The sequence below is a fragment of the Terracoccus sp. 273MFTsu3.1 genome (assembly GCF_000383675.1).
GTDB lineage: Bacteria > Actinomycetota > Actinomycetes > Actinomycetales > Dermatophilaceae > Terrabacter.
Window position 1 is genome coordinate 80348 of record NZ_KB911825.1, and the last position, 22267, is coordinate 102614.

Here is a 22267-nt window from a genome sequence, read left to right on the forward strand (position 1 = left end):
CGACACACGCACGCGGCATCCCGCATACACGTGTCACGAGTCGAACCTGCCGTCAGGAAGGGGCCGGGTCAGCAGCGGCATCGTCTCGTGGTCCGGCGCGCTGATTCCCTCGCGTCTCGTGACGGATGTGAGGGTGCGCCACAGGATCCGCAGATCAAGCGTCAAGGACGCGCGCTCGACGTAGTCGACGTCGAGGCGCAGACGGTCGTCCCACCCGATCGCGTTGCGTCCCGAGACCTGAGCGAGGCCCGTGATCCCCGGTCGCACGTCGTGGCGTCGCGCCTCTTCGGGCGTGTACAGCGGAAGGTAGGCCACGAGAAGCGGTCGCGGTCCCACGAGTGACATGTCTCCGCGCACCACGTTCCAGAGCGTCGGGAGCTCGTCGAGGCTCGTCGAGCGAAGCCAGCGTCCCAGGTCGGTCATCCGCGAGGAGTCGTCGACCAGGCCCAGTGCCTCGTTGACCGGCACCATGGTCCTGAACTTGTAGAGGGTGAAGGGCACGCCCTTGAGGCCAGGTCGAGGCTGGGCGAAGATCACCGGACTTCCCAGACGCCGGGCCACGATGAAAGCGATCACGCACTGGACGGGCAGACTCACGATGAACAGGGGAAGCGACACCGCTAGGTCGAACGCGCGCTTGGCAGTATGCCGTCTCAAGGTCAGCGCTCCAGCTGAGCCACGAGGACGGCGATCACGCGATCCACGTCGTCATCGCAGAGATTCGCTCCGCTCGGCAGGGTCACGCCGGTACGGAAAAGCTCGTCAGAACCGCCCGTGACAAACGACCGATAGGGAGCGTAGACGGGCTGCAGGTGCATGGGCTTCCAGACGTGGCGGGCTTCGATGTCAGCGTGGTTCATCACAGACACGACCTCGTCGGCCACTCCCGGCCCTGGGCGGTCGATGATCACCGTCGTCAGCCAGCAGTTGTCCGCCTCATCGTTGTCGGCACCCGACCGCCCGAGAAAACGGAGGTCGGTGTACGGTGCGAGCGCCTTGGCGTAGCGGTCACGGATCTCTCGTCGCCGGGCGATCATCCCATCGAGGCGCTCGAGCTGGCCTCGCCCGAGGGCAGCCAGGATGTTCGACATCCGGTAGTTGTAGCCGACGTCCTCGTGCTCGTACCACGGCACGGGCTGACGGGCCTGGGTCGAGAGGTAACGGGCGCGGTCCAACAGGTCCAGGTCGTCACTGAGCAACATGCCGCCGCCGGACGTGGTCATGATCTTGTTGCCGTTGAACGACAGGGCTGCCGAGCGTCCGAACGAACCTGCGCCTCGACCCGCATGGGATGCGCCTAGCGCTTCGGCGGCGTCCTCGACGACCACGACTCCACGCTCATCGAGCGCGGGGAGGAGGCGGGTGTAGTCGACACAGCGGCCGAGGAGGTCGACAGGTACCACCGCGGGCACGTCCTTACCCTCGGCTCGAAGCGTGTCCACGACCTCGACCATCAGGTCCACGTCGACGTTCCCGTCGCTCACCTGAGAGTCGACAAGCACGGGTTCGGCACCCGTGTAGAGGATCGCGTTCACGGTCGCCGCGAAGGTGAGGCTCGACACAGGGATGTACGTCCCCGGGCCGGCTCCGGCATCGATGAGTGCGAGGTGGAGCGCCGCCGTGCCGGACGACAGGGCGAGGGCACCCGACACACCGACGCGGTCGGCCACAGCCGCCTCGAAGGCGTCGACGTGCGGACCGAGGGGCGCGATCCAACCGGACCTCAAGGCATCGAGGACGTACGCCTCCTCGAGCTCGGTGACCTCAGCCTTGGACAGGTGGATGCGGCTCATCGCTGAGTCGCTTCCGCTGAGAAGTGCTCGTTGACCAGCGCGCCGCGCTTCATCCAATCACGCCCGTCCTCGGCACCCGCGAACGTCACGTCGAGCACGGCTTCGGGGTGGATCGAGGGAACGTCCACGCTGTCCACGAGCGGGTGGCCCGTCGCTCGCCGGCGCTCGTTGGGCGAGAAGAGCTCCTCGCCCATCTTCTCGCCGGGCCTCAGACCGGTGAAGACGACGTCGATGTCGCGGCGCCCGCTCATCCGGATGAGGGTCTTGGCGACCTCGAGGATCTTCACCTGCTCACCCATCTCGAGCACCATGACCTCACCGTCGACGCCGATCGACGCCGCCTCGAGCACGAGCTGGCAGGCCTCCGGGATGAGCATGAAGTAGCGCACGACGTCGGGGTGGGTGACCGTGATCGGACCACCCATCTCGATCTGGGCCGTGAACGCGTGCACGACCGACCCCCGCGAGCCGAGGACGTTGCCGAAGCGCACCGACACGTAACGCCCGCTGGCCCGCCGGGCGAAGTCGGCCGTGAGTCGCTCGGCGAGGCGCTTGCTGTAGCCGAGCACGCAGGTCGGGTTGGCGGCCTTGTCGGTCGAGATGTTGACGAAGGTGGAGACACCGGCGGCCTCGGCAGCGGTCAGGACGTTGAGGGTCCCGATGACGTTGCTCTTCCACGCCTCGAGCGGGTGCGCCTCGAGCAGCGGCAGGTGCTTGAGAGCCGCGGCATGGAAGACGACCTCGGGCCGTGCCCGGTCGAAGGCTTCGGCGAGCGCCTTGGGGTCGCGGATGTCGGCGAGGATGAGGTCGTCGGAGTCGAGCAGCCCGTGGCCGGAGAGGCTCATCTCGGTCGCCTGCAGTCCCGACTCGTCGCGGTCGAGCATGTAGAGCCGGGACGGGCCGAAGCGCGCGATCTGGCGGCAGAGCTCCGAGCCGATGGAGCCACCCGCGCCCGTGACGAGGACGCGACGCCCGGAGATCTGGTCGGCGATGGCGGTCGTGTCGAGCTGCACCGGACGTCGCCCCAGCAGGTCGGCGACGTCGAGGTCGCGCAGGTCGTTCGGGGTGGGGCGTCCGCCGATGATGTCCTTGAGCGGCGGCAGGCTGACGACGTCGAGCCCGGCGTCCGCGGCGCGGGAGGCCAGGTCACGCAGGGTGGCCGCCTCGGCGTTCGGCAGGGCGAGGACGAGAGTGTCGGCCTCATAGCGCTCGGCGACCGCGGCGAGGTCGGCTCGCGTGCCCCGCACGCGCAGCCCCTCGAGTCGCAGGCGGTGCTTCGAGGGGTCGTCGTCGAGCAGGGCGACCGGCACGAAGGGCCCGGCACCGTCGTACTTCATGCTGCGCAGCAGTCGGCGCCCGGCCTCGCCGGCGCCGAGGACGATGGCGCGACGCTCGGCCGCGGTCTGCATCGCCCGGTGGGACCGCACGGTCCGCACGACGAATCGGAGGGCGAACATCAGCCCGATGGCGAGGGCTCCGGCAGTCAGAGGCACACCGCGCGGGATGACGGGAGGGCTCACCATGAGCGACCACAGGAAGAGGATGGCGCCGACGATCGCTGTCGTCGTCATGAGCTCGACGATCTCCTCGAAGGAGCCGAGGACGTGGCTGATCGAGTAGGGCCCGACGAGGTAGCCGACGGCGAGCTGTCCGACCATGGCGGCGAGCGCGAAGTAGGCCGTGCCCTTGAGGTAGGTCTCGTCGATGCCGAAGTCGAGGCGGATCCACAGCGCGGCGAAGAGCATGACGACCCAGATCAAGGCGTCGACGGCAGCCCAGCCGAGGCGGACCCATCGAGCCCTGCGTACCTGTGCTGTCACGCTGTACTCACCACAATCCCTGACGTGCCCCGGTTCACGTACGCGTCACGGGTTCTGCGACGGCCGACGACATCGTCCCGAACCCGACGTGACTGGCGACTTTCTGCACCAATTCGGTCAAACCACGCGTAAGCCGAATGATAGCCGTCAATCGGTATATCACCGGACATGTCACATTCCGTGGACACGTCGACGCGCGCGTCGGCGGACGGCATACGCCAGCGTTCGCATCCCCTCAGGGGCGGAAGGGGTCCACTACGCTGCGAGCACCGGGAGCCTCCCGGCGCGGTTCGGCCTCGACGTCTGTGCTGGAGGAGCCCGATGTACACCCCCAAGATGAGTTCACGCCTCGCCGTCGAGGCGCTCGGGACCTTCTGGCTCGTCTTCATCGGCTGCGGCTCGGCCATCTTCGACGCGAAGTTCGTCGCCCGGACCCTCGACGGTCAGGTCATCGACTACGGCATCGGGCACCTCGGCGTCGCCATCGCCTTCGGCCTGGCGGTCACGACGATGGCGTATGCCGTGGGGCACGTCTCCGGAGCGCACTTCAACCCCGCGGTCACGATCGGCATCGCCGTCGCGAAGCGCTTCGAGTGGCGTGAGGTCCCGGGCTACGTCGGCGCCCAGCTCGTCGGCGGCCTGCTGGCCGGCGGCGCCCTCGCCGGGCTGCTCTCCTCGACGGGACGCCCCGTCACCGGCAACCTCGCCGCCAACGGCTTCGGCGCCCACTCCCCCGGGGGGTTCGCGCTCGGCGGGGTGCTCATCGTCGAGGCCCTCGTCACGGCCTTCTTCGTCTACATCATCCTCGGCGCGACGAAGGACGACGCCCCCAAGGGCTTCGCTCCACTCGCGATCGGCTTCGGCCTGCTCCTCGCGCACCTCGTGGCCATCCCGATCAGCAACGCCTCGATCAACCCGGCCCGCTCGACCGCCGTCGCCTTCTTCAACGGCAACGGTGCTCCGGGGCAGCTGTGGGCGTTCTGGGTGGCGCCGATCGTCGGCGGTCTCATCGCCGGGAGCACCTTCGCCTGGATCACCGGCGAGCGCCGCGACGACATGGACATCAGCGGCTCGACCGACATGGTCGAGAACGCCGCCGTCGACGACGAGGGTCGACCCGTCCTCGACATCGACTCCGATGAAGGCCAGCGCTCTATTTCCTGAATATGAAGATATGATCTTCACATGTCAGATCTGAAGGTCACACCTTCACCGGTGGCGCTCATCGGCGACATCGTCGAGTCCCGCACCCACCGCGAGCGCCAGGCCCTGCACGACGCCTTCGAGGCGGCCGTCGCCCGGGCGAACGCCGAGGTGCCGATCGACGACCCTGCCGTCATCACCGTCGGTGACGAGTTCCAGGGCGTCTACCCCACCCTGGGAGCGGCGCTGCGGGCCAGCTTCGTCGTCCGCACCGAGCTCTTTCCCCGGGCGGACGTCCGCTTCGGGCTCGGTCGCGGCGACGTCACGACCCTCGACCCGGTGCGCGGCATCCACGACGGGCCCGCCTACTGGGCCGCTCGCGAGGCCATCACTCTGGCGGAGGACCGGGCACAGCGCGCGCAGACCCGGACGTCACGCACGGCCTACGTCGCCCCCGACGAGCCGCCTGCCACCGTCGCGGCGGTGCGGGCAGCGCTCGACTGTCTGGACTTCATGGTTGGCTCCATGTCGACCACCTCACGCGAGATCCTGGGAGGACTCATGCACGGTCACGCGCAGCACGACGTCGCCGACCAGGTCGGCATCAGCCCGTCCGCCGTCTCCCAGCGTGTGCGCCGTGACGGCATCGGGGTCGCCCTCGAGGCCATGACGACGCTCGGCGAGCTGCCGTGACGTGGCTGGCGATCGTCCTGGCCGGTCTCGGCGTGGGCGACATCGTCCGCTCGACGGCGTGGCGGCCGGGCCGTGTCGTCGGGCACGTGGCTGCGCCGGTCGTCATCTTCGCTCTCGCCCTCGTCGCGGGCCTGCACGGCTGGGCCGACGTCCTCGTCCTCGCGCTGGCCGCCGTCGGCGGCGCCGCCTGGGCCGAGCTCTCACGTCGCACCCAGATGACAGGCCGGGGCGCACTCGCACCGCTGGCGGTCTTCGCGGTCCTCGTCGTCGGGGTGCTCGCCTTCTCGGGGGCGGCATCTCCCGCAGGAGGCCCCCTCGCCACGTGGCTCGGCTGGGCCGACCTCCCTGGCACGGGTCCGCTGCCTGCCGAGCGGGTCCTGCTCCTCACCGGGCTCGTCCTCTTCAACGTCGCGACGGCCAACGTCATCGTGCGCCTCGTCCTTCTCACCATCGGCGCCCTGCGCCCGTCCGACGTCACCAACGCCAACGCGGCCGCCGCGGCCGCAGCCTCCCTCACCGGACGTGCCGCTCCCCCGACCAGCGGCCAGCCCGCCGACCGTCTCAAGGGGGGGCGCCTGCTCGGACCCATGGAACGCCTCGTCATCCTGGGCCTCGGCGTGGCCGGGGAGTTCGGCGCCGCCGGTCTCGTCATCGCCGCCAAGGGACTGCTCCGTTTCCCCGAGATCCAGGCGGCCGCCCGCTCGGCGAGCGGCGACCCCACGGGGACGGGCTCCTACCCGGGCGGCCCCGCCGGCATCGACGACGTCACCGAGTACTTCCTCGTGGGGAGCTTCGTCAGCTGGCTCATCGCCCTCGGCTCGCTCGCCCTCACCGTCTGAGGCCCACGCGGCGCCCCCCACGCGTGATCGTCGTCACGCCCGTTGCGTACGCGTGCGGCGGGCCCGCGCTGAGCACAGGCGCCCGTCCGGGCGAGCACGCACCCACTGATAGCGTCGGAACGTCCAGCGCCACACCGATGTGAAGGGCCTACCTGTGAGCACTACCCCCGTCAAGGTCGCCGTCACCGGCGCCGCCGGCCAGATCGGCTACAGCCTCCTGTTCCGCATCGCGAGCGGTGCCCTGCTCGGGCCCGACACCCCGGTGGAGCTGCGCCTGCTCGAGATCACCCCCGCGCTCAAGGCGCTCGAGGGTGTCGTCATGGAGCTCGACGACTGCGCCTTCCCGACCCTCGCCGGCGTCCAGATCGGCGACGACGCGACGAAGGTCTTCGACGGCGTCAACCACGCGCTCCTCGTCGGCGCGCGCCCCCGCGGTCCCGGCATGGAGCGCGGTGACCTCCTCGAGGCCAACGGCGGCATCTTCGCGCCGCAGGGCAAGGCGCTCAACGAGGTCGCTGCCGACGACATCCGCATCACGGTGACCGGCAACCCGGCCAACACCAACGCGCTCATCGCGATGAGCAACGCCCCGGACATCCCGACCGAGCGCTTCTCGGCCCTGACGCGCCTGGACCACAACCGCGCGATCAGCCAGCTCGCCGCCAAGCTCGGCGTGCCGGTGACCGAGATCAAGAAGATGACGATCTGGGGCAACCACTCCGCGACCCAGTACCCCGACCTCTTCCACGCCGAGGTCGGTGGCCGTAACGCCGCCGAGGCCGTCGGCGACCAGGACTGGCTGGCCGGCACGTTCATCCCGACCGTCGCCAAGCGCGGCGCGGCGATCATCGAGGCCCGCGGCGCCAGCTCGGCCGCGTCCGCAGCCTCCGCGACGATCGACCACGCCCGCACCTGGGTGCAGGGCACGCCCGACGGCGACTGGGTGTCGATGGCCGTGCGCTCCGACGGCTCCTACGGCGTGCAGGAGGGCCTGATCTCCTCGTTCCCCGTCACGGTCGAGGACGGCCGGTGGAGCATCGTCCAGGGCCTCGACATCGACGACTTCTCGCGGGGCAAGATCGACGCGTCCGTCGCCGAGCTCGCCGAGGAGCGCGACGCCGTCAAGCGTCTCGGCCTCATCTGAGCCGACCGCTCACGTCGACGGGCGCCGTCCACCACGAGGTGGGCGGCGCCCTTCGCGTATGCCGTGTGCCCGGCTCAGCGACGCCAGCCCAGCCGGGCGGCCCTCGCCTTGAGCGCCTCGGTCAGCGAGGGCGACATGCCCTGCGGCCGCACGTGCGTCCCGCGCAGCCGCCAGTACTTCGCCTCGGCCCACTTCGTGACCTCGCCCGGGTGCCGCACCCAGAGGCGAGCAAGTCGTGCCCGGTGGACTGCCTTCTGCCGCAACAGGTCCCGGGTCGAAACCTCGCGGTCGTAGACGAGCTCGAGGTCGAAGCGCTCGTTGACGACGCGGGGCGAGACACGGGCGCCGGCGGTCAGGTTGAGCAGGTTGCCGCCGTGGATGACCTGCACCCACATCGGCGGCGCACTCACCTCCCGCACGGGACCCCACTGCCGCGCGCGAGCGTGCTGGGCGGCATACACGGTGCTCGGCGGCGAGTCGAGGCGACGTCGCTCGACGAGGGTGAGGAACGGGCTCGAGAGCTGGTCGTAGCGGTAGGTGGCGCCGCTCCGGTCGATCTGGATGCCGCGCGGGAAGTCGACGAAGAGGCCCTCGACCGGCGCGAACTCGTGTTGCGCAGCCGCCATGAAGTCGCGCGCGATGGCGTCGTCGCTGTCGAGGCGGGTCGTCAGCAGCCAGGGCGGCGCGGCCCCGGCTGCACTGCGCTCGGCGATCGCGCGCCCGAAGATCGACGGCGCCCAACGCTCGTGGCTCCAGATCGGGGTGAACGTGCCCTCGGCGAGGGCCTCGACGTCGCCGCGGAAGTCGTCGCTGCAGCGGTCGTCGAAGAGGACGAGCCAGGTGAAGTCCGCGCCGTGCTGGCTGCGCACCGAGGACCAGCAGGCGTCGACGAAGAAGCCGAGACGGTAGCGCAGCCACTCCTCCTGCGCCGGGACGTCTGCTGAGAAGACCGCGCTGAAGCGAGTCAGCAGGTAGTGCTCGAACGCGTGGGGCGGAGAGGTCGGCACGGTCGAGCGGTCAGCGCGTGCTGCGGCCGACGGAGGTGCGGTCGGGCACGTCGGCACGGACGTTGACGGTGGCCGACGCGATGAGCACCCCGATGCCCAGCGTCAGCAGGATGACGACGTCGAGGGTGCGGGAACGGACGTTGAGCCCACCCGCCTTGCGTGAGGGTCGGGCCACGAGCCGGATCAGCGCGCCGAGGAAGAACGCACCGGCCATGATGCGTCCGCCCCACCGCACGTCGAGGAACGAGATGACGAGGACCCCGACGGCGGCCAGTCCGGCGACGAGGTACCACCAGCCGAGGACGACGAATCCGCTACCCCGCCACTGCATCGGGGCTGCTCAGGCGCCGGACGCGACCGAGGACTCGGCCGCCTCGACGATGTTGGTGAGCAGCAGGGCGCGGGTCATCGGGCCGACGCCGCCCGGGTTGGGGCTGACCCACCCGGCGACCTCGGCGACGTCGAGGGCGACGTCCCCGGCGATCTTGCCGTCGACGCGGCTGACACCGACGTCGAGCACCGCGGCTCCGGGCTTGACCATGGCCTTGGTGACGATGCCGGGCACCCCGGCTGCGGCGATGACGATGTCGGCCTGGCGCACCTCGGCGGCGAGGTCCTTGGTGCCGGTGTGGCACAGCGTCACGGTGGCGTTCTCGCTCTTGCGGGTCAGGATGAGGCCGAGCGGGCGGCCCACGGTGAGCCCGCGCCCGATGACGACGACCTTGGCGCCGGCGATCGGCACGTCGTGACGACGGAGCAGCTCGATGCATCCCATCGGCGTGCACGGGAGCGGGGCCGGCTTGCCGAGTGCGAGCCAGCCGAGGTTCATCGGGTGCAGGCCGTCGACGTCCTTGGTCGGGTCGACGCGCGAGAGCAGGGCCATCTCGTCGAGGCCGGTCGGCTGCTGGACCAGGAAGCCCGTGCAGGTGGGGTCGGCGTTGAGCTCGTCGATGACGGCCTCGACCTCGGCCTGGCTGGCGGTGGCCGGCAGGTCACGGCGCAGGCTCGTGATGCCGATCTCGGCGCAGTCCTTGTGCTTGGCGTTGACGTACCAGTGGCTGCCCGGGTCGTCGCCGACGAGCACCGTGCCGAGGCCGGGCACGACCCCCTGCTCGCGGAGGCGAGCGACCCGCTGGGTCAGCTCGACCTTGATCGCCTTGAGGGTGGCCTTGCCGTCGAGGATCTGTGCCGTCACGGTGGACATCCTGCCACCCCTGCCCACGCAGCGTGGTCACGGCTCAGTCGGCCAGCAGGTGCATCAGCTCGGCGAAGTTGCGCTCCCACGTCATGGACTCTGCCCGCGTGCGCAGGGCCTGGCCGCGGGCGACCCGCTCGGTCGGTGACGTGACGAGCGCGTGGAGCGCGTCGGCGAAGTGCACGGTGTCGCGCGGGTCGACGTAGACGCCGTCGGGCCCGAGGTACTCCGGTATGCCGCCGCTGCGCGCCGAGACCACCGCCAGCCCCGAGGCCATCGCCTCGGTGACCACCTGGCCGGCAGGCTCCTGCCATTCGACGGGCATCGCGAAGACGTCGGCCGCACCGTAGACGGCGGGCAGCGCGCGCCGGTCGACGAACGGGGTGAACCGGACGAGATCGCCGAGCGGCGCGGCAGCGCGCCGCAGCTCGCGCTCGTAGGCGGAGAGTCCGTCGGCAGGACGGAGCCCGGCCGAGCCGACGACGTGGACCCGGAAGTCGCGGGTGCGCCTGGCCAACACCTCCGCCGCGGCGATGAGGTGGTGGACCCCCTTGTGCGGCGTGACGTTGCCGACGGAAAGGATGGTCACTGGCGCACCGGGGACGGCCGGGACGGGCCGGAAGGTCTCGGAGTCGACGCCGTTGCGCAGGACGTGCAGGTTCTCGGGTCGGTGACCGATCCGGTCGACGATGGTCGCGACGAGGTGGTCGCTGACCGCCACGGTGACGTGGGTCCGGGCGATGACCCGACGGATCTCCGAGGCGCGCCACGAGCGGAAGACGTCGTTGCCGAGGTGCAGCACCACCTTGCCCCCGAAGCGGCGCACGAGCCGGTCGGTCACGGCGCCGGCGTAGTTGTAGACGACGAGCGCCTCTGCATCGGCGGGAACGGCGTCGAGCGCCTCCCGGTGGAACCGCGCGACGAGCGGTCGGCGCCCGAGGGTGGCACCGCATACGGCATCGACACGGCGCTCGAGGTCGGTGAACCACTCGCGCCGCGTCGAGCGCGACGAGGCGTAGCGCACGAGCGTGCCGTCACCGTAGTCGTGCCGGCGACGGTCGCTGACGATGACGTAGGTGCGGCCCCCGAGCGACTCGTGGGCGCGCGCCTGCGCGTTGATCTTCGTCGACATGGCGTTGCCCGTCGCCGTCGAGTACTCCGAGAAGACGTAGGCGAGCTGGGCCACCGGGGTGACGAGCGGCACGGTCGAGGAGGACGCGTGCGCGTGCTGCCTCGACGGGTCCATCGTCCTCATTCCTGCATCGCGCGGGCCCCGAGAACGCGTGGCACGGCGCCACGGGACCGAGCGTACGAGATGCACGAGGCGCGGGTGAGCACAACGGACAGGACGCGCCGCGACGTCCGCCTCACCGGATGAGGTCAGGTCAGGTGGGCGAGGGGGACCTCCGGGTCGGCGAGGCGGTCACGGTCCACGACGGTGCGGTCGCGCACGAGCCGCTTGACGTCGTCGATGGTGTCCCAGACGTTGACGTGCATGCCCGCGAGCACGCGCACGCCGTCCCCCTCGGGCACGACCCAGAACGCCATGAACTCGTTGCTCGACGGCTCGCCGCGGAGCAGCACCTCGGCGTCGGCCCCGCGCGGGACGTAGCCGGCGTACTCGAGGCCGATGTCGTACTGGTCGGAGAAGAAGAACGGGATCGGGTCGTAGGTGACGTCCTGGCCGGCCATCGACCGGCCTGCCGCGAGCCCGCCGTCGTGGGCGTTGGCCCAGTGCTCGACGCGGACGAACGCGTCGAGCGCCGTCGAGCGCCAGCTCGCGACGTCACCGGCGGCCCACACGCCCTCGGCCGAGGTGCGCAGCGCCTCGTCGGTCGTGATGCCGTTGGCGGTGTCGATGCCGGCGCCCTCGGCGAGCCCCGTGTTCGGGGTGATGCCGACGCCGACGACGACGGCATCGGCCGGGAGGGTGTCGCCGGACGTCGTCACGACCCCGGTCACCGAGGTCTCGCCCTCGATGCGCTCGACGCCGTCGCCGAACCGGAACTCGACCCCGTGCCCCCGGTGCAGCTGCGCGAACCAGCCGCCGACCTGCTCGCCCATGACGGCGAGCAGGGGCGCGGCCTGGGGCTCGATGACGGTGACGCTGCAGCCGGCGTCGCGGGCCGCCGCGGCGACCTCGAGGCCGATCCACCCGGCGCCCACGATGACGATCCGGGCCCCGTCGGTGAAGCGCGCCTTGAGGGCCTCGGACTCCTGCATCTCACGGAGGTAGAGCACGCCGACGAGGTCCGCGCCGGGCACGTCGAGCGCGCGTGCCGACGATCCCGTCGCGATGAGGAGCCGGTCGTAGGAGAGCACGTCGCCGTCGGCCAGTGTCAGCCGGTGCTGCTCGGCGTCGAGGGACGTGGCGGCGGTGCCGAGCCGCAGCTCGACACCCTGCTCGGTGTACCAGTCGCGGTCGTGGGTGAAGGCCGTCTCCATCTCGTCCTCGCCCTTGAGCACGGCCTTCGACAGCGGCGGCCGCTCGTAGGGCAGCCGGTCCTCCTCCGTCACGAGCACGATGGCACCGTCCGTGTCGCTCTCGCGGATCCCCTCGATGGCCTTCGCCGCGGCGAGCCCTCCGCCGACGATGACGTATGCCGTGCGCCCCTGCTGTCCGGTCGTGTCAGTGGTCATGTCCACACCTTCACATGCGAGCCGGTGCCCGTCGAGACCCACGCTCCCCCCTCGAGTGGGCGCGTCGTCCCACTCGAGGGGGTTGCAACGACGAGGTCAGGAGGTCCAGGCGCGCCAGAGGGCGGCGTACTCCCCCTCCTGCTCGACGAGCTCGTCGTGGCTGCCGAGCTCGGCGACCCGCCCGTCGATGACGACCGCGATGCGGTCGGCGTCGTGCGCCGTGTGGAGGCGGTGCGCGATCGCGACGACGGTGCGCCCGGTGAGCAGCGCGTTCATCGAGCCCTCGAGGTGTCGGGCCGTGCGGGGGTCGATGAGCGAGGTGGCCTCGTCGAGCACGATGGTGTGGGGGTCGGCGAGGATGAGTCGGGCCAGAGCGATCTGCTGGGCCCGGCCGGGAGTCAGCGCCTGGTGCCCCGAGCCGAGCTTCGTGTCGAGGCCCTCCGGCAGGCGCTCGACCCAGTCGAGGGCGTCGACGGCACGCAGGGCCTCGCGGACCTCGTCGTCGGTCGAGCCCTCGCGCGCCAGCACGACGTTGTCGCGAACCGACCCGATGAAGACGTGGTGCTCCTGGGTGACGAGGGCGACCTCGGTGCGCAGCTGGTCGAGCGGGAGCGACGTCAGCTCGACGCCGCCGACCGTCACCGAACCGGTGCGGGGCCCGTGGATGCCAGACAGCAGGCGACCCAGCGTCGACTTGCCGGAGCCGCTCGGACCGACGATGGCGAGGCGCTCCCCCGTGCTGAGGTCGAGGTCGATGCCGTGCAGCACGTCGTGACCGGCGCGGTAGGCGTAGCGCAGGTCGGTGCCGACGAGCTCGGGCCCGGTGGGCCGGTCGGCGCCCGCCTCACGGTCGGGCGGAACGGTCGCGATGCCGAGCAGTCGGGTCGTCGACGCGATGCCGACCTGGACCCGGTCGACGGTGTGCACGAGCATGTCGAACGGCCCCCACAGCGCCTCGGTGTAGAGGATCGCCGTGGTGATCTGACCGAGGGTGGCCCAGCCCTGGGCGTAGCCGATGGCGCCGAGGAGCAGCACGAGCACCCGCGGCAGGCTGAAGGCGATGTCCATGACGGCGAAGAGCAGGTTGCGCAGCGTCATCGTGTAGCGCTCTGCCTGCCCGGACACCTCGATGTCCTCGTCGCCGCGACGCAGCCGGTGATGCGTCAGGCCCAGGGCCTCGACGGTGCGGGCGCCCTCGACCGTCTCGGTGAGCGTCGTGTTGATGCGCGAGTAGGTGCCGCCCTCGGTGAGATAGCCCTTCGGCGCGCGCCCGAGGTAGCGGCGCACCTGGAAGAGCGCGAGCGACATGAGGACGATCGACGGCAGCGACAGCAGCGGCGAGTTGCTCACCATGGCGACGAGGGTCAGCACGACGGTGATGCTCGCGATGATGGCCTCGGGCAGCGCCCAGCGCACGCTCTCGCTCATCGTGCCGACGTCGCGCGTGACTCGCGTGACGAGGTCGCCGGAGCTCGCACTCTCGACGCGCGAGAGCGGCAGCCGAAGGATCGCGTGCACGATGTACTCGCGCGCCGTCGCGAGGACGCTCTGGCCGAGCACGGTCGAGGACATCTTGGCCGCGAACGTGAACGCGCTCTGCACGACGACGAGCCCCGCGACGACGAGCGCCGCGGAGTTGGCCCCGGCCAGGGCGGCGTCGACCCGGCCCGCCTCGACGTCGGCGACCGTCGAGTCGACGAGCTCACCGAGCAGCCGCGGCACGAGCAGGCCCGCCGTGGCGGCGAGCGCGTTGGCGAGGACGACGGAGACGACGAGCAGCCGCTCCTGCGAGAGCAGCCCGCCGATGAAGCGCACGACGCGCGCGTTGTCGGCGATGGGCAGGCCGGTGCGGGCGTTCATCGTGTCGGCGACGAACTCCTGGGCCCGCCGCTCGCGCAGCAGGTGGCGCCGGTGCAGCGCGCTGAGGCGCTCCCCGACCGACGCGGACTGCGGCGGGCGCAGCTCGTCGGGCACGGCGGGGGCGTGGACGGCGGAGTCCCACGTGCGGGCGGACTCGGCGGCGAGCACGTCGGGCAGCGGCGAGACCCACGTGGCGTCCGCGACGTCCGTGGTGTCAGCGATGCCGGTCACCCCTGGGGCACCCGCGGCGTCCGGGGCCCCGGTCGTCGCGACCGTGCTGTCGGCGCGGCTCATCGGGACTCCTCGGCGAGGTGGGAGAGGACGGACGGGTCGGCGTCGCCGCCGCGGACGACGACCGAGCGGTATGCCGGCGACTCGGCGAGCAGGTCGGCGTGCCGTCCCTGGGCGGTGGCGACCCCACCCTCGAGGAGGATGACCTCGTCGGCGTGGTGGAGCAGCAGCGGCGAGGCGGTCATGACGACCGTCGTGCGGCCGGCCCGGTGCTCCCCGAGACGGGAGGCGATGCGGGCCTCGGTGTGGGCGTCGACGGCCGACGTGGGCTCGACGAGCACGAGGACGTCGGGATCGGCGGCGAGGGCGCGCATCAGCACGAGCCGCTGGCGCTGGCCGCCGGAGAGCCCGCGACCGCGCTCCTCGAGCTCGCCCTGCCACCCGCCCGGGAGGGCGTCGAAGACGTCGTCGGCGGCTGCGGTGTGCAGCGCTCGCTCGGCCTGCTCCCGCGTCAGCCGGCCGAGCGGGTCGACGGCCGAGCGCAGGGTCCCCGCGAACACCTGCGGTGAGGTGTCGCTCACGAGGACGCGACGGCGTACCTCGTCGAGCTCGACGCGGGAGAGGTCGACGCCACCGACCGTGACGCCCCACGGCTGACGGGCCCGCTCCTCGTCGCGGTGGGCCTGGGCCTCGCGGGCCTCGGCGCGCGCCGAGCGCTCCCGCTTGGCGGCGCGGCCCTTGAGCTCCTCGGGGATCTCGTCGCTGACGAGCGCACCCTCGTCGCTCGGCAGGTAGCGGCCGAGCCGGTCGGCGAGGGCCGCGGAGTCGTCGGGCACGGCCGAGACGACCATCGTCAGGATGCCGGGTCGGATGGTCGCGCCGGACTCGCCGTCGACGATCTCGGCGCTCGTGTCGAGGTCGGCCGGCTCGTCGGGGTGAACCCACGGCGGGCGCTGCGACAGGACGGCGACGGCCTTGCGTGCGGAGACCACCGAGCGGGTCCACTTCTGGGCGAACTCGACGAAGGTGCGCATCGGCTGGACGAGGAAGAGTCCGTAGCCGAGGAAGCTGACGAGCTGGCCAACCGTGAGCCGGCCCTGGGCGACCTCGCGCGTGCCGAGCCACATCAGGGCGACGACGAAGCCACCGGAGAGCAGGACGCCGACGGACTCGACGGCGGCGAGCCAGCGACCGGCCGAGACACCCGACTGGCGCACGCGCTGGGACTGCCCGGCGTAGTTGCCGCCGAAGGTCGCCTCACCGCCGATGCCGCGCAGGATCCGCAGGCCGCCGACGATGTCGGTCGCCATGGACGTCAGCTCGGAGTTGCGGGAGCGCTCGACGCCCTGCCAGCGCTGCATCGGCCGCAGCAGCGGCGTGCCGAGGACGACGAGCAGCGGCGCCGAGACGAGCACGAGGACGCCCATGCGCACCGACGTGCTGAGCACGATGGCGGCGACGACGAGGTAGGCGGCGAGCTGCGAGATGGCCCGCGTGCTGACCTCCATGAGGGCGCCGAACTGGTCGCCGTCGCTGCCCGAGACTGACAGCACCTCGCCGGTCGGCGTGCGCCGGGTCAGGACGTGGCCGAGCTGGAGCGCCTTGCGCGTGACGAGCTTCGTCGTGCCGTAGAGGGCGATGAGCCACTCGCGGACGATGACGGTGTGGAAGAGGATGCCGCTGCACGCGCCGAAGACGGTGACGGCGGCCAGCACGAGGACCCACTGCATGGTGGCCGCGGGGTCGCCCGCGACGATGCCGGTGTCGATGGCCCGACCCACGATCCACGGCCCGACCGTCTGCGGCACCATCCAGATGAGGGCGACGAGCAGGCCGGCCCAGAACAGACCGCCGTTCTGCCGCACCATCCACCAGAGGAAGGCCCGCGGCGAGCGGGTGTCGGGCGTCTCGGCGCCTCGGTCGGTGTAGGCCCGTATCGGGGGCGGAAAGTCTCGCATGGCCTGTCCACCCTAGGTCGCGCCGCCGACAGCGCCCCACTTCTTTTCTCCCCCGGCAGATGCGTGTCGGAACCGGGGAGAGGGATCGGGCCGCGCGGCCGACGACGACCGCGCGACCCGGGCTGAGGAGGCCGCTCCGTCAGCGCTCGCCCGCGGCCGCAGCGAGAGCGGTCAGGGCCTGCGTGAAGCACTGCTCGGGCGGCGTCACGAGACCCGCTCCGACCTGGCCCGTGCCCGCGACGCGGCCGGCCATGCCGGTGTTGATCTGGGGCAGGATGCCGGTCCGCGCGACGGCGGCCACGTCGATGCCGGTCGGCGTGCCGCGGAACTCGAGGATCGGCACCTGGTAGGCCGTGTGCTCGCCGACGGTGATCTCGTACATCGTCTGGGTGGCCCGCAGCGCGAACGGCACGTCGCCGCCGACGAACTTCACGATCGCCGGCGCGGCCGCCATCGCGAAGCCGCCGATGCCCGCCGTCTCGGTGATCGCGGAGTCGCCGATGTCGGGGTTCGCGTCGTCCGGGCCGTAGGACCCGAGGAAGAGGCCCTCGGGCGTGTTGGCCGGGCCGGTGAACCACGCGTCACCCGTGCCCGAGACGCGGATGCCGAAGTCGGTGCCGTTACGGGCCATCGTCGTCACGACCGAGGATCCCGGGATGCCATGGGCTGCAAGGGTGCTCAGCTTGCAGGCCGGCATACCGAGGTTGAGGAAGAAGTGCTCGTTGGCGCCGGAGAAGCGCACCGCCTCCGCGATGTCGGTCGACGACGCGTCGGCCGTGATCATCGTCGGGAGCAGCTCGCGCAGGAGCATGAGGGACCCGGCGCGGTTGCGGTTGTGGCCCTCGTCGCCCATCTGGAGCATCTGGGCGATGATCGCCTTGACGTCGATCGGGCCCTGCTGCTCGATGCGGGCGCGCACGGCCTGCTGGAGGATCGGGCCGAGCACGGAGTTCATCCACCGCAGCCGGTCGATGACCTCGGGGCCGTAGGCGCCGTAGCGCAGGACCTTGCCGAGCCCCTCGTTGAGCGAGCACCACGACGTGTTGTCGTGCACCTCGTCGCGCAGCTCGTAGACCCACATCGACGGGCTGATGACGCCGGCCATCGGGCCGACCGCGTCGCGGTGGTGGCACGGCTCGAGCGTGACGCCGTCGCCCTTCTCGAGCATCGCCTCGGCCTCCTCGGCCGTGTCGGCGAGCCCCTCGAAGAGCATCGCGCCGATGAGCGCACCCTTGAGCGGCCCTGAGGCTCGGGCGAACTCGATGGGCGGCCCAGCATGCAGGAAGGTGCCGCGTTCGAGCCCGAGCACCTCGCGGGCCGGGCGGACGTCGACGAGGTCGGCACCTGCCGCAGTCATCCGACGCAGCGCCTCGGCGTTGGCGGCGTCGCGGCGGGGGTCGGCCAGGACGCGACCGAGCTCGGCCGCCGTGCCTGCCATCGGCGGCTGCCACGAGGCCTCCGTCACCGACACCGCCTGCGCCCGAAGGGCGTCCGAGAAGAGCGAGACCCCGGCGGCCGCGACGGTGACGTCCGCGGCGAGCAGTCCGTGGAGCGGCTCGGCACCGACGTCGGTCACCGTCCCGGCCACGGGGGCGTATGCCGTGTCGCGCCTCGCGCTCTCCGGTGCCGTCACGTCGTGGCCGAGCAGCTGCAGGGCGCGGCGCGTGGCTGCGGCGTTGGAGAGCAGGACGTCGGCGCCGGCGTCCGCGAGGGCCTTCGCCGACCGGTCGAGCCCCTGCGGGTCGGAGGTGGTGCCGGTGACCGAGACGACGACGCGCAGGTCACGGCCGGTCGCGGCGGCGGTCTCGCGGGCGGCGCGGACGGCGGCAACGAGCTCCGGGGCGGGGTCCGCGTGCGCGCCGTGGCCGAGCACGAGGTCGAGGAGGAGCACGCCGCACGTCGGGTCGGCGGCCTCGACGGCGATGCGGTCGAGGCGCAGTGACGGGTCGATCATCGGGTGGGCGCGCCCGCGGGTCATCGTGTCGTCGCCGAAGTCGATGACGACGTGGCCCGGGTCGCGCAGGTCCGCGCCCAGCGCGAGCTCGGCCCGCAGCGGGATGTTGGAGCGGATGTCGCCGAGCACCGGGCCTGCGACGAGCATCGCCTCGTCGGCGAGGGTGCCACCGCAGAAGAGACCACGCAGCGATCCGGAGGACGTGGGTGCGGATGGGCCCGCTGCCTCCCACGTCGGCCAGACCGGCACGTCCGAGCCCACGGAGGTCAGCACCGACTCGACGGCGGCGGTGAGGTCCGGCCGCCCGGCCCCGAGCGTGGCCCAGTGGACCGGCTTGCCCAGCCCGGCGGCATACGCCTCCAGGTCGGCGAGCACCTCGGGGGCGGGCGGCTTGGAGACGACGACGACCGACGTGGTCTCCGGATCGGCGGCGAGCGCGGCGAGGGCCCGTTTCGTCGAGCGAGCCGCGACGGCGGACGACAGGTCGCGGCCCCCCACACCGAGGCAGTGGCTGATGCCGACGCCAGCGGCGTCCAGCAGGCACATGACCTGCTGGGCACCCGTGCCGGACGCCGCGACGAGGCCGACGGAGCCCGGCCGCACGACGTTGGCGAACCCGAGGGCGACGCCACCGACGACGGCCGTGCCGCAGTCGGGCCCCATGACGAGGACGTCGGCGTCGGCAGCGGCGTCCTTGAGGCGCACCTCGTCCTCGACCGGGACGTTGTCGGAGAAGACCATGACCGACACCCCGGCGCGGACGGCGTCGAGCGCCTCGGTGACGGCGTGCTCCCCCGGCACCGAGACGAGCGCGAGGTCGGCGCCCGAGAGGCGGATCGCACCGCCGAGCGTGCGAGCCGTCGGCGCCTCGCCGAAGCCGGTGGACGAGCCTGCGGCAGAACGGCTCTCGGTGAGCGCAGACTCCAGCGCAGCCTGTCCGGCAGCGATGCCGGCCTCGTCACCGCGGATGGCGACGAGGAGGTCGTTGGGCGCCGAGTCGGGCACGTCGAAGCCCATGCCACGGATCACCTCGAGGTTGAGCTCGGTCGCCATCGCGACCTGCGCAGCCTCGACGCCGGGGGCGGCGGCGACGGTGCGCGAGACCTGCATGAGGGTCACGGAGTCGAGGTAGGAGCCGGTTCTCAGCTCGACGTGGTCAGCCACGGTGGAGTCCTTCCTGGGATTCGGGTCGTGGGGCGTGTCGCGGGTCGGGGCGGGGGACGGACTCGAGCGCGTCGACGGCGCGCAGCGCACCGCTGACGCCCGACAGGAGGTCGCGGCCGGAGGTGTGCCCGATGGCGAGCACCCGGTCGACGAGGTCACTGACGTCGCTTCCCGCCGATGGGTCAACCAACAGGCCCGACGGCGCAACAGTCCGGCTCGGGCCCGGTGTGGCGCCGGCCGACCTGTTGGTCGACCCGCCGCCGGAGACCAGGCGGGTCACGAGGCGCGCGACGTCGGGGACGGCATACCCCGCCCCCGCGGCGACGAGGAGCGCGGCCGACAGGCTCGTCGTCCACGGCAGCACCGTGCGGACGGCGGTGCGCACGGCCGACAGCGCGCGCCGGGCCTGCGGAGCGTCGACCGCGGCCAGGGTGAGCAGGACGCCGCAGAGCGCGTCGTCGCCGCTCGGGGTCAGGCCGCGCCCGACGCCGACGAGTCCGCGGACCCCCGGGTCGGTCGAACCACCGGCGAGGGCTGCCGCGGTGAGGTCGTGGGCGAGGTCGCCGAGGACTCCGGGCTCGGGGAGGCCGCCGTCACCGGCGGAGCCGCGCGGCGCGGGACGCACTCGCGCCGGCCGGAGCAGCCGGGCCGCGACGACGTCGGCGCGCGGCAGACGCACCCGCCCCTCCCCCACGACGACGTGGCCGCCGGGCTCGACGCCCCAGCGGACCTCAGTCGACGGCAGGGCGAGACGGACGCCGATGGGCAGTGCGACGGCGTCGGAGGCGAGCACGGCGAGGACCCGCTCGTGGGCGCCGAGATCGAGGTAGAGGCATGTCGGGAAGGCGGCGAGCACCCGGCAGCGCCGTGGGGCGCCGGCCACCTCGCCCGCCACGAGAGGCGACACGGCGGCCGGCAGCAGCGTCAGGTCGAGACCGTCGTCCATGCCCGCGCGCACCTCCGCCGTCAGACCGCTTCCGTCGGTGCCGTCCAGCCCGGACCGGCTCCGTGGCGCCCCACCTGCCGCGGACCGCTGACGTGACGCTATCGACGGTGGGTAGGGTGCGCTCATGGTGAAAGTTGCCAACGATCCGGCCCTGCCCGAGGGTGACTTGCCAGCCGCCGGGCGCTCCGGCGAGCCCGAGCCCGAGGTCTCCGGCATCTCGCTCCGGCTCATCGCCGGTCTCGCCGCGACGGCGCACGGGGTCGTCCGCGCCGATCCGGCACGCCTCGACGTCAGCGTCGACAGCACGACGCCGCTCCGCTCCGCGCTGCGCGACGACGCTCCCGCCCGGCTGACCCACCGGCTCGTGCTCGCCGACGCGGCCGCTCTCGCGGAGGAGGACGGTGACACCGCGTCGCTCGCCGACACCGCCGCCGCGCTCGACACGGCCGGAGCAGCAGGGCTCGTCGTCTCCGGGCTGTCGGGCAAGCCGCTCGCCGCCCTCGTCAAGGCGGCCGACGCGACGGGCCTGCCGCTCATCGACGTCCCGCTCGACCACATCGCGACCTTCACGACCGACGTGCTGAGCGCGATGCTCGAGCACCAGACCGCGATCCTGCGCCGCCTCGAGGACGCCGACCGTGCCCTCGTGCAGATCGTCCTCGCCGGCGGCTCCCTCGACGACCTGTGTGAGCAGGTGGTCGGCTTCCTCGACGGCGCCGTCATGGTGACGACGACCGACGGCCGCGTCATCGCCCGCGCCGGTTCGCAGCGCGAGCTCGACCACGCGCTGTCCCTCGAGTGCTTCGACCGCACGGGGCGGCTGCTCACCGAGGCCGAGCCGATGGGCCCCCGACCCGACGGCCCGACCGCCAACCGCTCTGCCGTGCGCATCGTCGCCGGCCACCTCGACCACGGCGTGCTCATGGCGTTCTGCAGCCACCGCCACCTGACGGTCGACGACGTGCGCCTGCTCGAGCGGGCCGCGACGGTCGCCGCGCTGGCCATCACCAAGGACCAGGCCGTCTCGGCGGTCGAGAGCAAGTACCGCGCCGAGTTCCTCCGCGACGCCCTCGCCGGCCGCGCCGGCTCCCCCGTCGACGCCGTCGCCCACGCCAGCTCGCTCGGCTGGGACATCGACCGGCCCATGGTCGTCGTCGTGGCCGAGACCGACGAGGACGACGACCGCTCGACGCGTGACGCCGACGAGGTGCGCTTCCTCCAGCAGCGCTTCGCCCGCGCCTGGACCCACGCCGTGGCGGTGCGCGACTCCCGTTCTCCCGTCATGGGATTCAGCCGCGAGGTGGTCGCCCTCATCGGTGTCCCCTCCGGCGCCGAGACCGACCAGGTCATGCGCATCGTCGGCGAGTACGTCCGGGTCGTGCGGGGCGACGGCGGCGGCGGCCGGCGCAGCTTCTCGGCCGGGGTCTCGCGGGCCATCACCTCGGTTGCCGGGCTGCCCCAGGCATACGACGAGGCGCTCTCGGCGGTCACCGTCGGACGCCAGATGCACGGTGACGGCGCCACGACCCACGTCGACGGCCTCGGCATCTACCGCCTGCTCGCGCTCATCCCCGACGGCGCCGACCTCCGCCGCTTCGTCGCCGAGTCGCTGCGCGAGCTGGCCACCGACGACTCACCGGAGTACGCCGGCCTGCGCCAGACCCTGAGCATCCTCATCGACACCAACATGAACGTCGCCGAGACGGCGCGCCTGCTCTTCTTCCACTACAACACGCTGCGCTACCGCATCGGCAAGCTCGAGAAGATCCTCGGCCCGTTCACGACCGACCCCGACCTGCGCCTCACCCTCGCCCTCGCGCTCAAGATCCACCAGATGCGCGGCATCTGACCGGCCACCCCTGGCGTATGCCGTGTCGCGC

At 72.1% G+C, this 22267-nt stretch carries 17 protein-coding genes; 5 read left to right on the top strand and 12 right to left on the bottom strand.

Annotated features, from left to right (window positions below; translation table 11 throughout):
- Positions 1-33: 33 nt before the first annotated feature.
- From H283_RS0117260 to H283_RS0117270, 3 genes are read right to left on the bottom strand one after another with little or no spacing between them, the layout of a single operon-like run.
- The gene (locus tag H283_RS0117260; protein WP_043649985.1) at positions 34-657 is read right to left on the bottom strand and encodes a sugar transferase; all 624 of its coding nucleotides are present in this window, start codon (positions 655-657) and stop codon (positions 34-36) included.
- A 2-nt stretch (positions 658-659) separates the two neighbouring features.
- Positions 660-1793, bottom strand: a complete 1134-nt coding sequence (locus H283_RS0117265) for a DegT/DnrJ/EryC1/StrS aminotransferase family protein (protein WP_020144781.1) — start codon at positions 1791-1793, stop codon at positions 660-662.
- Positions 1790-3538 (bottom strand): nucleoside-diphosphate sugar epimerase/dehydratase, encoded by a 1749-nt coding sequence (locus H283_RS0117270; protein ID WP_156023303.1) that lies wholly within the window; start codon positions 3536-3538, stop codon positions 1790-1792. Before H283_RS0117270 ends, H283_RS0117265 begins: the two co-directional genes overlap by 4 nt.
- A 396-nt stretch (positions 3539-3934) precedes the next feature.
- Between H283_RS0117270 and aqpZ the strand changes: the two genes are divergently transcribed.
- From aqpZ to H283_RS0117290, 4 genes are all read left to right on the top strand, one after another.
- Positions 3935-4777 (top strand): aquaporin Z, encoded by an 843-nt coding sequence (gene aqpZ, locus H283_RS0117275; protein WP_020144783.1) that lies wholly within the window; start codon positions 3935-3937, stop codon positions 4775-4777.
- 21 nt (positions 4778-4798) lie between these two features.
- On the top strand, positions 4799-5449 hold the full coding sequence (locus H283_RS0117280) for a SatD family protein (protein ID WP_043649987.1): 651 nt from the start codon (positions 4799-4801) through the stop codon (positions 5447-5449).
- On the top strand, positions 5446-6288 hold the full coding sequence (locus H283_RS0117285) for a hypothetical protein (protein ID WP_020144785.1): 843 nt from the start codon (positions 5446-5448) through the stop codon (positions 6286-6288). Before H283_RS0117280 ends, H283_RS0117285 begins: the two co-directional genes overlap by 4 nt.
- Before the next feature lie 154 nt (positions 6289-6442).
- Entirely contained in the window at positions 6443-7432 is a 990-nt protein-coding gene (locus H283_RS0117290) for a malate dehydrogenase (protein WP_020144786.1), read from the top strand.
- Positions 7433-7506: 74 nt separating this feature from the next.
- On the opposite strand, the gene H283_RS0117295 is transcribed toward H283_RS0117290, so the two are convergent.
- The 9 genes from H283_RS0117295 to H283_RS0117335 all read right to left on the bottom strand — a co-directional run bounded on the left by H283_RS0117295 (position 7507) and on the right by H283_RS0117335 (position 20387).
- Positions 7507-8439: a glycosyltransferase gene (locus tag H283_RS0117295; protein WP_196806015.1), complete on the bottom strand. Its 933-nt coding sequence runs from the start codon at positions 8437-8439 to the stop codon at positions 7507-7509.
- Positions 8440-8449: 10 nt separating this feature from the next.
- Entirely contained in the window at positions 8450-8770 is a 321-nt protein-coding gene (locus H283_RS0117300) for a DUF3017 domain-containing protein (protein WP_020144788.1), read from the bottom strand.
- A 9-nt stretch (positions 8771-8779) separates the two neighbouring features.
- Positions 8780-9634: a bifunctional methylenetetrahydrofolate dehydrogenase/methenyltetrahydrofolate cyclohydrolase gene (locus tag H283_RS0117305; RefSeq protein ID WP_028785690.1), complete on the bottom strand. Its 855-nt coding sequence runs from the start codon at positions 9632-9634 to the stop codon at positions 8780-8782.
- 43 nt (positions 9635-9677) lie between these two features.
- Entirely contained in the window at positions 9678-10880 is a 1203-nt protein-coding gene (locus tag H283_RS0117310) for a glycosyltransferase family 4 protein (RefSeq protein WP_020144790.1), read from the bottom strand.
- Positions 10881-11014: 134 nt separating this feature from the next.
- Positions 11015-12274 carry an NAD(P)/FAD-dependent oxidoreductase gene (locus H283_RS0117315; protein ID WP_020144791.1) on the bottom strand — a complete coding sequence of 420 codons (1260 nt, stop codon included), beginning with the start codon at positions 12272-12274 and terminating at the stop codon, positions 11015-11017.
- Between the two features lie 96 nt (positions 12275-12370).
- Positions 12371-14428 carry an ABC transporter ATP-binding protein gene (locus tag H283_RS0117320; protein WP_020144792.1) on the bottom strand — a complete coding sequence of 686 codons (2058 nt, stop codon included), beginning with the start codon at positions 14426-14428 and terminating at the stop codon, positions 12371-12373.
- Positions 14425-16323: an ABC transporter ATP-binding protein gene (locus H283_RS0117325; protein WP_020144793.1), complete on the bottom strand. Its 1899-nt coding sequence runs from the start codon at positions 16321-16323 to the stop codon at positions 14425-14427. The genes H283_RS0117320 and H283_RS0117325 overlap by 4 nt, the downstream gene beginning before the upstream one ends.
- Before the next feature lie 139 nt (positions 16324-16462).
- Positions 16463-19441 carry a DUF1116 domain-containing protein gene (locus tag H283_RS0117330; protein ID WP_020144794.1) on the bottom strand — a complete coding sequence of 993 codons (2979 nt, stop codon included), beginning with the start codon at positions 19439-19441 and terminating at the stop codon, positions 16463-16465.
- Positions 19434-20387, bottom strand: a complete 954-nt coding sequence (locus H283_RS0117335) for a DUF2877 domain-containing protein (protein ID WP_020144795.1) — start codon at positions 20385-20387, stop codon at positions 19434-19436. Before H283_RS0117335 ends, H283_RS0117330 begins: the two co-directional genes overlap by 8 nt.
- A 124-nt stretch (positions 20388-20511) precedes the next feature.
- Between H283_RS0117335 and H283_RS0117340 the strand changes: the two genes are divergently transcribed.
- Positions 20512-22236, top strand: coding sequence for a helix-turn-helix domain-containing protein (locus tag H283_RS0117340; RefSeq protein WP_231372316.1), 1725 nt, complete (start codon positions 20512-20514; stop codon positions 22234-22236).
- Positions 22237-22267 lie beyond the last annotated feature (31 nt).